The organism is Nonomuraea sp. NPDC003201, from assembly GCF_053590415.1.
In genome coordinates this window covers 1-10,938 of record NZ_JBSFTC010000343.1, presented here as the reverse complement: position 1 = coordinate 10,938, position 10,938 = coordinate 1, and the positions used below count along the sequence as shown (strand labels likewise).

The 10,938-nt window shown below is 68.8% G+C and carries 10 protein-coding genes; all 10 read right to left on the bottom strand.

What is annotated here, in order from left to right; translation table 11 throughout:
* Positions 1-1,904 (bottom strand): hypothetical protein (locus ACWDX9_RS53045; protein WP_449969643.1); only part of this gene is annotated, 1,904 nt, incomplete at its 3' end.
* Between the two features lie 165 nt (positions 1,905-2,069).
* Positions 2,070-3,200, bottom strand: coding sequence for an aminotransferase class V-fold PLP-dependent enzyme (locus tag ACWDX9_RS53040; protein ID WP_449969640.1), 1,131 nt, complete (start codon positions 3,198-3,200; stop codon positions 2,070-2,072).
* Positions 3,197-4,042: an acetylxylan esterase gene (locus ACWDX9_RS53035; protein WP_449969638.1), complete on the bottom strand. Its 846-nt coding sequence runs from the start codon at positions 4,040-4,042 to the stop codon at positions 3,197-3,199. Before ACWDX9_RS53035 ends, ACWDX9_RS53040 begins: the two co-directional genes overlap by 4 nt.
* Positions 4,043-4,046: 4 nt before the next feature.
* Positions 4,047-4,973 carry an acetylxylan esterase gene (locus ACWDX9_RS53030; protein WP_449969636.1) on the bottom strand — a complete coding sequence of 309 codons (927 nt, stop codon included), beginning with the start codon at positions 4,971-4,973 and terminating at the stop codon, positions 4,047-4,049.
* A 37-nt stretch (positions 4,974-5,010) separates the two neighbouring features.
* Positions 5,011-6,102, bottom strand: coding sequence for an ABC transporter ATP-binding protein (locus tag ACWDX9_RS53025; protein ID WP_449969634.1), 1,092 nt, complete (start codon positions 6,100-6,102; stop codon positions 5,011-5,013).
* 3 nt (positions 6,103-6,105) lie between these two features.
* A complete protein-coding gene (locus tag ACWDX9_RS53020) occupies positions 6,106-6,999 on the bottom strand; it encodes a carbohydrate ABC transporter permease (RefSeq protein WP_449969631.1) in 894 nt (297 codons plus the stop codon).
* Positions 6,996-7,901 (bottom strand): carbohydrate ABC transporter permease, encoded by a 906-nt coding sequence (locus ACWDX9_RS53015; protein ID WP_449903353.1) that lies wholly within the window; start codon positions 7,899-7,901, stop codon positions 6,996-6,998. The genes ACWDX9_RS53020 and ACWDX9_RS53015 overlap by 4 nt, the downstream gene beginning before the upstream one ends.
* A 2-nt stretch (positions 7,902-7,903) precedes the next feature.
* A complete protein-coding gene (locus ACWDX9_RS53010) occupies positions 7,904-9,232 on the bottom strand; it encodes an extracellular solute-binding protein (RefSeq protein ID WP_449969628.1) in 1,329 nt (442 codons plus the stop codon).
* 10 nt (positions 9,233-9,242) lie between these two features.
* The gene (locus tag ACWDX9_RS53005; protein ID WP_449969626.1) at positions 9,243-10,547 is read right to left on the bottom strand and encodes a hypothetical protein; all 1,305 of its coding nucleotides are present in this window, start codon (positions 10,545-10,547) and stop codon (positions 9,243-9,245) included.
* A 77-nt stretch (positions 10,548-10,624) separates the two neighbouring features.
* Positions 10,625-10,938, bottom strand: a 314-nt coding sequence (locus ACWDX9_RS53000; protein WP_449969623.1) for a hypothetical protein, incomplete at its 5' end; no start/stop codon positions are given.

Sequence of the window (10,938 nt, the reverse complement as noted above, 5' to 3'; positions counted from 1 at the left end):
GCGAAGGGGGCGTCGGGCGGGCAGAGGCCGAGCGCCTCTTCCAGGAGCCCGACGAAACGCCGCGCGCTCGGCTCGGAGTCCGAGTGGCCGGCGCGCCGGCTGACGCACGTGCCCAGATTGACCAGATGCCTGGCCCTTTCCATGCCGACGGCACTCGCCGCGGCCTCCGTCAGGAGCTCCTCAGCCCGGTCGAGCCGCGCCTCGTCCGGCCGCTCCTCCTCCCGGGTCTGCCCGAGGAGGAAGGCCCCCAGGTTGCCGGCGCGCACCGCGCGTTCGGTTGCGGACCTCGGAGTACGGCCCAGAACCTCCTCCATGATCCGGATCGCCTCGGCACCGGACCCGGCGTCCCCGAACGCCTGGAACTTGTGGACCAGACAGCTGGCGAGGGTCATCCACGCGCCGTCCCGCTCCTGGCCGGCGACACTCGCGGCGACAGCCTCCCGCAGGGACTCGACCGCCTCCTCCAGCGCCCCGACGTCCCCCGTGGACTCGTACACGTGCCGCAGGTCGGTGGCCAGGGCGTTGACGGACGTCACCCGCGCCGGACCGCGGGTCCTCGCGACGTCCTCGCGGTGCAGGAGCACCGCCTTGTCGAGGTCGGCGGCGTCGCCCGAGGCCAGGTACCGCTGTCGCAGCGTGTTGCCGTAGACGTTGAGTACGGCGTCATACGGTTCGACGCCGGGCTCGGCGAGAGCGTGCATCTCCTCGTGCGCTCGCACGGCGGCCTCGAGGTCCTCTCGATCGCCCCGTGATATGTACCGGTAGCGGCGGGCCACGCCCAGGCCGTGCAGGTGGTAAACGCGCATCTCACTGGGAGGGAGCCCGTCCAGGCTCTCCTCGTGCAGCCGGATGGCCCGGTCGAGCGCGTCGGCGTCGCCGGTGGCGTCGGACAGGTTGCGCAGGACGACGGCCAGGCGGTGGAGCCGTTCCACGCGGTCCTGCGACCGCTCGGGGGTGTGGTCCACGGCCTGCTCGGCCGCAAGGACGGCCTGCCGGATGTCGTCCTCGTCGCCGGAGAGGGCGTGCCGTCGGGTCAGGTACCCGGCCATGATCGCGGCGGTGAGACCCGGCCCGCCCGCGGTGGGGTATTCGCCGGCCAGCAGCCTGCGCTCGATCGCGAGGGCGGCGTCGATCGACTGGATCGACGGCCCGCGCCCGTCGCCCGCGGAGACGTGAAAGGCGACGTCCCGCAGGGCATCTCCCGCCGCCTGGCGAAGGCCGGGGTCGGCGCGTACCGCCTCCCGCACCAGTTCGATCGCCTCGGCCACGCGGGCGGGGTCGCGCGCGGCGGTCGCGCGGGCCAGGTTGAGCAGGATGCCTGGTCTCTGAGGAGAGCGGGGAGGCAGCAGGTCCAATGCTCCGTGCAGGAGCGCGGCGGCCTCGGCCGGGTCGCCGGAGCCGCGGATCATGGCCTGGGCGGCGTTGTTGCGGGCCGCCGCGCACAGATCCGGGTGGTCTTCGCCGGCCTCGGCCGTCTCGGCGACGCGCAGCCAGATCCCTGCCGTCTCCGCCAGCGCGGCGGCGTCGCCACGGTCCGCGAGCGGCGTCAGCTCCTCGATGCGCTCCAGGTAGGGGGCGGTCCAGTCGGTGCCCTGCACCACGGCCCCCCGGGCCTCCAGAGCGGCCACGAAGCCGCGCTCGCGGCAGTCGCGCAGGAGGTCCCGCCAGTAGGTCAGCAGAGGGACGTAGTCGTCCATGCCCTCAGCGGCGCACCGGTCGAGGGCCTGGACCAGCCACGTGTCGAGCGCGAGGTCGAGCAGGCCGAGGTGGTCCTGGAGGTACGCGACGGCACGCTCCAGGTCGGGCCTGCTCATGAGCTCGGCGAGCTCGGCGAGAATCGGATCCTGCTCGGCGAGAGCCGCATACTGCTCGCCGCCTTCCTCGGGTGACGACTCCGCTGACATCGCGACCTCCCGGGGCTACCGTCGCGCGCCCCACGATCGACGCGGGGCCTGACTGCATTATCGGCTCTTCGACGTCTCCTCGGCCGATACGGCGGCGGGCCGCGGGCAGATGTGCGGTGGCGGCCCCGGCCGTCACCATCGAGCCAGGTCGGTCGGCGCCACCCGTCACGCGTCTCGTCCGGCTCTTTCGCCGGCTCCAGAGCTCAGGTGCCGGACCAGTGCATCGAGAACCACGAGGTCCTCCCCCGGCTCGATCGTCTGCGGGTTCAGCGCGATCGCGTCGTCGGGTACGCCGGACACCCCGACCGCGATCCGCGGGTCCCCGTCCCACAAAGCCCGCACCAACCCGTCCCGGGTCCAGCCGCTGGTTGTCAACACTCGGATAACCGCTCGTCCGTGCGGCTGGCCCGCCTCACTCGGGTAACCGCGCTCGGCAACGACACCCGGAACTTCGCGCAGGCCGGCAATCCACCGGTCGACCATCTGCTCATAGCCCGCGAGCAGTGCCTCCTCGTCCTGCTCCAGCGTCCACTCGACCGCGGCGTACAGCCCGAGGAGCTCCTCCTTCCCGACCTTCATCCCGCGCCCGATCTGCTGATTCGGCGACGCATGCGCCCGGCACCTGTCGACGATCCACCGCTTCCCCAGCACCAGCCCACTGGACTGCGGTCCGCGCAGCCCTTTCCCACCGCTGAAGATCACGGCATCCGCACCGAGCTCCGTGGTGAATCGCCACAGCGAGGAGACCGGTGGAATCTGGGCCGCCGCATCCACGATCACCGGCACGGCCGGTGGACCGGCGGGGGTCGAGGCGGGCTCCCGGGCGACTCGGATCACCTCCTCGATCGGCAAGGCATCCGCCGCGTAGTGGGCGCCGGCGAACCACAGTACGCAGGCGGGGCGTCGTACCAGGGCGGCCCGGAGCTCCTCGATCGACGGGCCGGCTGCTACGATGCGGGCGCCGGTCAGGCGGGCCGCGTAGTCGTAGCCGTTGCGTTGGCCGGCGAACATGACGACCTCGGCATCGGCCGGGAACGCCTGCGCGGGCTCACCGACACACGACGCGACCGTGAGGGTGATCGCCGCCGCGGCACCGGACGTCACGCAGGCCGCCTCGTTGCGGGTGAGCGCGGCCAGGCGCTCACCGACGTGGTCGTGGAGTTCGGGCAGGTCGACGAAGTGGGCCGCCCCCTCCGTCATCGCCTTCAGCACCGAAGGCGGCATCAGCGAGCCGCCCAGTGCGGTGAGCGTCGCGGAGGCGTTGATGACGGGCCGGACCCCGAAGGGGTTGGTCATACGAGGAACTTCGACATCGGTGGCACACCGGAGAGTTCGGCCAGCCAGGCATCCAGGAAGTCGTTGTCGGTGCCATCGAGGTGGGTCAGCTTGTAGACGCTCGCGGCAGGCAGGGCCTCGATCAGCGTGGCACACCAGTCGGGATCGTCGACGGCGAGCAACGTCCGAGCGGTCACCGCGGGCGCATGCCGGACCGGATCGAAGTAGGCGAGAGTGTTGTCGACAATCTGCGCCGACGAGCCGGCACGGAGGTGGTCGTTGAGCTCCTCGAGCGGATAGCGGCTCGACTTCAGGCGTGCCTCTGCCGCCCGGTAGAACAGCAGCTCCGAGACCCGGACCGCGCTGAACCCGGACCGCCGCGCAGCCGTCAGCACCGCCAGGTCGTTCCCACGCACGACCACCCGCGCCGGATCGACCTCGTCCAGGCTCATCAGGAACTCCGCGGCCCGCAGGCAGTCCGCCGCGATCCCGCGATAGATGTACGACGCCGGGTCGTCGATGCCCATCGTCAACAATCCCGGGTACGCCGCCGAGAACCCTTCGTCGGCCAGCCGTTGACCACGGTGCACCAGGCCGAACACGACGTACCGGCTCCGATCGTTCGGGTGCGGCATGTCGTTGACGCTCCCGTGGCGCGGCGTCTGCAGGAGCGCGGGGAACGGCCCGTCACCGGCCGGGATGCTGAGATGACCGAAGACGCGGTACGGCCCGGCGCTGGTGAGCCGCACGGTGTAGCCGGTCGCCTCGTCCGTCGTCCGCGCCGGCACCAGGTCGAGCACGGGCCGGGCCGGGATCGCGGCCAGCTCTTCGTCGACGGCGGACCAGTAGCTGTCGAAGTTCATCGGTTCACGATCCCGGGGTGAGGTGTTCGGCAAGGAAGCCCTCCACGATCCGCATCACGCCCGGCAGCCCGGCGTGGTGCGCGCAGTGCGGGTAGGTGTGCAAGGTGGTCTCACAGGTCAGCACCCGCCGCAGCGCGAACCCGGTCTCCGGCGGGCACACGTCGTCCTCGAGCCCGAGGTACAGCAGCGTCGGCGCCCGCACCTTCGGCGCGAAGTTGAGCCCGTCGTAGTACGCGACCGTCTCCCGCACCCGGTCGACGTCCTTCGGGTGCACCCGCAAGTACTCGTTGATCTCCTCGTACGGATACGACCGGGTCAGTGTCGGCGCGGTCATGATCCCGCACAGGTACGGCGCTCCCGCCGCGACGCACCGGATCACGTCCGGCATGAGCGCGGCCGTCGAGATCCCGAGTCCACCGCCCTGGCTCGACCCCTGCAGCCCGATCCGCAGATCGTCGACTTCCGGACGATCGAGCAACACCTCGACGGCCCGCACCACGTCGAGGTAGAACCCGCGATACCCGTACGTGTTGTGGTCGACGATGTTGTGCGTCAGCAGGCCCGGGTAGCCCGGGTTGAAGACGTCGTTCGACCGCAGCTTTCCGCGCGGCGCCACCGCGAGCGCGGCGTACCCGAGCTCGGACCATTCCTTCGGGATCGTCGGCTCGGACACGTAGCCGGGGATCGTCACCAACGCCGGGCACTGGGCCGACCGATCGCGCGGGACGGTGTACCAGCCTGCGATCCGCAGACCGCCATAGCTGGTGTAGCGCAGATCGTAGACAATCACCTTGTCCGTGGACAGCGACGGCATTTCGGTGAGGACCGGGTCCAGCGGGTACGACGCGCAGTCCGCCAGGCCGGCCGCCCAGAAGTCGTCGAAGTCGTCGGGCAGCTCGACCTCGACGACCGCGTTCTCGGGGTTTCTCAAGAGCGTTCCTCTCGATGGGGGGCTTGCGGGGCGGCGCCTATACCCGCCGCGGTGCGTGAAGCGCGGTGCCGTCGGAGGCCTTGAACAGGTGCAGGCGGTTCTGGTTGAAGCCGACGTACACCGTGCTGTCATGACCCAGCCGGAACGGCACCGGGACGCGGGCCTTCAGCAGCTCGCCGCCGATCCGGACCGTGACGAGCACATCCGGACCGAGCGGCTCGGACACGAACACCTTCCCGGGCTGGTAGCCCGCGACCGGAGTCGGCGACAACGTCACGTCCTCCGGCCGGACGCCCAGGACGACGGCCGGGTCGTCCGGCGAGACGTCGTACCGGCCCAGCTCCTGGCTCAACGCGCCGCTGCGGAAGGTCCGGACGCCGTCGACGTCGGCCAGCTCACCGGTGACGAAGTTCATCGGCGGCGAGCCCATGAACGACGCGACAAAACGGTTCGCCGGGCGTTCGTAGATCTCCGCCGGCGTCGCGCACTGCTGGACCACGCCGTCGCGCATCACCGCGATCCGGTCCGACATCGTCATCGCCTCGACCTGGTCGTGGGTGACGTAGATGAACGTCCGCGCGACGTCCACGTGCAGCCGCTTGATCTCCGCACGCATCAGCACCCGGAGCTGCGCGTCCAGGTTGGACAACGGCTCGTCGAGCAGATACGCGCCGGCGTCCCGCACGATCGCGCGACCGAGCGCGACTCGTTGCCGTTGGCCACCGGACAGCTCGCGCGGCTTGCGATCCAGCAGGTCCTCGATGTCCAGCGTCCGGGCCGCCTGCAGCACCTGCTCGGCGATCGTCGCCTTGGGCACCCGCATCATCTTCAGCGCGAACCCGATGTTCTGCCGGACCGTCTTGTGCGGGTAGAGCGCGTAGCTCTGGAACACCATCGCGACGTCGCGCTTGTTGGCCGGCAGCCAGCTGACCGGCTTGCCGTCGAAGAAGATGTCGCCCTCGGAGGCCCGTTCCAGGCCGCAGATCATGCGCAGCGTTGTCGACTTTCCGCAACCGGACGGGCCGACCAGGGTGAGGAACTCCTGATCCTCGATGGTCAGATTCAGGTCTTTCACCGCGGTCTTGCCGCCGAACGACTTGGTGACGCCTTCGAGTCGAACCTCTGCCATCTGTCAGCCCTTCACGGATCCGGCGGCCATGCCCTGGACCAGCTTGCGCTGGAAGAGCAGGGCCAGTGCCAGGGGTGGGACGACCGCGAGCACGCCGGCCGCGGCCATCACGGTGAACTGGGTGTTGAAGTCGGTGGCGAAGTTCGCCGCCACCACCGGGATCGTCTTCGCCGCCTTCGTGCTGGTCAGGAACAACGCGAACATGAACTCGTTCCACGCGGTCATGAACGCGAACACCGCGGCCGCGACCAGCCCCGGCGCCGCGACCGGCAGGAACACCGACCACATGGCCCGGAACCAGCCGCACCGATCCACCCGGGCCGCCTCCTCGAGCTCGCGCGGCACCGAGCGGAAGAAGTCCTTGAGGATCCAGATCGTGATCGGCAGCGCGAACGTCGTGTACGAAAGGATCAGCGCCAGGTAGGTGTCCAGCAGCCCTAACGTCCGCATCAGCAGGTAGAACGGGATGATGATCGCGATCCCCGGCACCATCCGGGTGAGCAGGTAGAGCACCAGCAGCACCTGGCTGCCGCGGAACTTCAGCCGCGAGAACGAGTACGCCGCGAACGTGGCCAGCAGAAGATTCAGGACCGCCGTCGAGGTGGCGACGATCAGGCTGTTCCGCAAGGAGTACGGCGTCTCGTCGATCGCCCGGCCGCCGACGAGTTGCTGGGCCTCACTCGGATGAAGGAAACCGAGATAGTTCTCCAATGTCGGGTTGACCGGAATCCAGTGCGGCGGCACGGAGATCGCGTCCACCTCGTGCATGAAGCTCATCGCGACGATCCAGTAGAACGGCAACACCAGATACAGCGCGAACGCGACCGCCAGCACGTACAGGACGATCTTCTTCCAGGGGATCCGGTAGCGCAGGGGAACCTTCACCATCGTGCTCATACCTCGAAGTTCCCCTTTCGGTAGAGCAGGCCGATGTAGCCGACCGAGATCAGGAGGGTGATCGCGGTGATCACCCAGGCGTAGGCGCTGCCCAGGCCGAAGTCGGTGAAGGTCAGGACGGTCTGCACGTCGAGCAGGGCGATGGTGGTGGTCGCGTCACCCGGTCCGCCACCGGTCAGTACGTAGATGGTGTCGAAGGCGCGGAACGCGTTCATCGTCTCGAGAATCAGCACGATCAGCAGCGGGTGCAGCAACCACGGCAGCGTCACCTGGACGAACCGCTGCACCGCACCCGCTCGGTCGACCGTGGCGGCGTCGTACAACTCGGAGGGGATTGTTGACAGTCCGGCGAGCAGGATGATGACCGAGAACGGGAGCGTGTTCCACACCTGGGCCAGTGCGGTGAACAGGAACGCGCCGGTCCCGGACGTCAGCCAGGCGTGATACCCGTCGATCAGCCCGAGCTGCGTCAGCAGACCGTTCAGGGCTCCGGTCTTCGCGTCGAAGATGGTCCGCCACATCAGGCCGTTCACCACCCCCGGCATCGCCCAGGGCAGCAAAGCCAGGCTGAGCAACAGACCGCGGCCGCGGAACCGCTCGTTCAGCACCAGCGCCAGGATCAGCGCGAGGACGACGGTCAGCCCGAGCACCACGAGGACGAACAGGGCCGACACCTTCAGCGCGGACAGGAAGGCCTGATCGCTGAGCAGGGCCTCGTAGTTGTCGAAGCCGATGAACTGCTTCGCCCGCGGGCGCTTCAGGTTGTTGCGTTGCAGGCTGACCCAGAACGAGTACGCGATCGGGTAGGCGACCAGCAGGGCGATCACGATCATGGCCGGCGCGTTGAGCGCCCAGGCCTTGGCGTTGTCGCCCAGCGGCCGGCGTTCGGCGAGGCCGGCCATCCTCAGTTGTACTTCTTCTTCAGCGTGTCAACGGTCTGCGCCAGGCTCGCCACCGCCGCGGACGGCTGCGTCTGGTTGCTCAGCACGCCCTGCACGACCTTGTGCAGCTCGATCTCGAACTCGGTGTACCACGGCACGCCGAGCACGTTGCGCGGCTTGGCGATCTCGCCCAGGTGGGCGTAGATCGCCGGGTCGGCGAACTTCTTCAGCGATGCGGTGACCTCCGGGTCGGTCGCCATCGACTTGTAGGCGAACCCGAGACCGCGCTGCAGGAACCAGAACTTCGCGGTGTACGGCTTCTTGTCCGCGTCGAGTCCGCCCAGGTAGGTGAGCAGCTTGAACGCGTTGTCCTTCACCTCGGTGTCCTTGGCCAGCGCATAGAGCCGGGTGTTGCTGACCGTCCCGTGCACCTGACCGTCGAGGCTCGGTATCAGCGCCATCCGGATCTTGCCCGCGGCCTTGGACTTGGTCGCGTCGTTGTAGTCGCGGCTCGCGTACCGCGCGCCGATCGTGTACGCGTACCGGTTCGCCTTCATCGCGTTGTCGATCGGGACCGCCAGCAGTTGCAGGCAAGCCGGGTCGATCACCTTCGACTTGTTCGCCGCCTGCTGCAGCCAGGCGAAGACGTCCTTCACCACGGTGTCGGTGGTGTTCATGATCGGCGCCTGCTGGTCGTCGAACATGTTGCCGCCGCTGCCGAAGACCAGCGCCCACACCCAGGACCACCAGGTGTCGGACAGTTGCGCCGGTACACCGATGGGGTACTGCAGGAGGCCGGCGTTCTTGATCTTGATCGCCTGCGCCTCCAGCTCCTCCAGGCTGGCAGGGGGTTTCGTGATTCCGGCCTTGGCCAGGATGTCGGTGTTGTAGGTCAGGCAGTTGGAGTCCGTGTAGTACGGCAGGCCGTAGCGCTTGCCCTGGTACGTCATCGCGGCCGCGTTGCCCGGGTAGATCGCGTCGTACACCTCGTCGACGCCGGCCATGCCGTCGAGCGGCTGCAGGTAGTCCCCCTCGACCCAGGCCGCGAGGGAGTCGTCGTACACGTAAAGGGCGTCGGGCCCGCCGCCGCCGGTGAACTCGGCGACCACCTTCTGCACGTACTGCGCGCTCGTGATCGGGGTGTAGTTGACCTTGATCTTGCTGGTCTTGGTGAAGTTGTCGAGGTTCTGCTGGACGAGCGCGGCCTCGTAGTCCCAGCCCTCGAACTTCACGCTGCCGTCGCCGGTGCCTCCGGACTTGTCGTTGGAGCAGGCGGCCAGCAGGGGCGATGCGGCGGGCAGGGCCAGGCCGAGGCCTGCGTACTTCAGGATCTGGCGGCGGTTGAGCTCCATGGCTGTCCCTTCAACGCGATGGGCGCAGTAGTGCTTGGGCGATGCGTAGGCGGTACAGACGCGTCGGGCGTCCTTTCGGATGGTGCTGAGCAGTGCCTTCGACGCTCACCAGGCCCCCGGCGTCGAGTGTCCGGATCAGCCGGCGCCCGCTCTGATCCGTGATGCCGAGATGGTCGGCGAGCTCACCGGGCGAGATCGCGCGACCTTCCAGTTCGTGGTCCAGTGCCGCCAACCGGGAGACGGTCGCGGCACTGAGGCCGACGGACTTCGCAAGCTGTTCGACGTCGTCGCCGTGCTCGCGGTACGAGTAGCTGAGCGCCGCCCGGACCGGACCCATCGGGCCGATGATCACGCCGCTGTCCTCGATCAGGTAGCCGCATGGCCCGCTCTCCCGCTCGGCCCGGGCGGCCGCTTCTTCGGCCAGGGCCACACAGTTGCGGGCGGACGCGCCGACGCCGAACCCGGCCGAGACCTGCGCACCGAGCGCCGCGGCCGCCTCGTCGAGCGCGGGCACGGCGACCCAGTTGCGGGTGATGCGCTCGAACAAGGCCTTGTGGGCGAAGACGATGACACCGCGCCGGCCGCGGTCCTCGATCCACGCGCCGGCGAACTCGGGGGTGTTGAGCAACAGATTCATCAGGCCGATCCGGGCCCGTTCCTCGTCCTGCGAATGCGAGATCAGGAAGACTCCGGCGGCGAAGCGTTGTGCGCTGGCTCGCTCGGACTCGATCCGGAGCGCGAGCTCGTGCAGCTCGGTCCGGATCGTCGCCGGCACCGGCATGCCGCTCATGATCGGGATCTCGCCGGACAGCTGCTCGCGGACGGCGGCGCGGACGCTGATCACGTAGCTGCGGTCGCCGAACCGGTGGTACGCGGAACGGTGGAACTCGACGATGTCCTCCACGGATTGCGTGGGGGCGTACGGCAGGCAGTCGATGGCGTCGGCGTCGAGTTCGAGCGCGGTGGCGACCGCCTCGACCGCCTCGGTGGGAAAGGTGTCGATGCTGACCGGGGTGCGACCCCAGCCACGCTCCTGGGCGCGATAGAGCGCGAGGGTCAGGTCGAGCGCCGACGAGCGGATCACACCGACCGGGAGGCCGGGTGGGAGGAGTTCGCGGCTGGCCGTGTACGGGACCGGGCCGGCCAGGAAGCCGTCGAGCCGGGTCGTGCTCAGGAACTCGGCGACCTTGGCGCGGATCTCGTCCTCGTGGTCGTAGCTGACCCACTCCAGGTCGACCCCACGGAGCGTGTTCGCGGCTTCCCAGAACAACTCCCTGTGCGTCGAGTGGGTCACCACTCCGATCACAATCGCCACGACGCCCCTTTGCGAACTAGGTTCGTAAATGACTCGTAAGTCCGATGCCGACAAACTCCCCCGTCCCGGGGGCCAGGTCAAGGGATCAGCCCAAAGAAATTCCCCGGCAACAAGCCGGCCGCCGAGGGCCAACGGTGCACCGAAGGACGGGTAGGGGTCAGCGCGATGGCGGTGAAAGGTCCTGTCTCGGGCTCAACGGCCAGGTGGGCCTTGCAGCCGTCGTCACGTTGCTGACCGCTCTTGTGGAGGTGGCGGGCCTCGGGATCGACGATGCGGCCCCAGGTATGCTGCGGGCCACCTGACGGTGTGGGCTCGAATATTCGAGCCCACACGGCCGCGACGCAGGTGAGCCTGGAAAATATCGGAAGAGAGTGGTGGTGGGAAAGAGTGT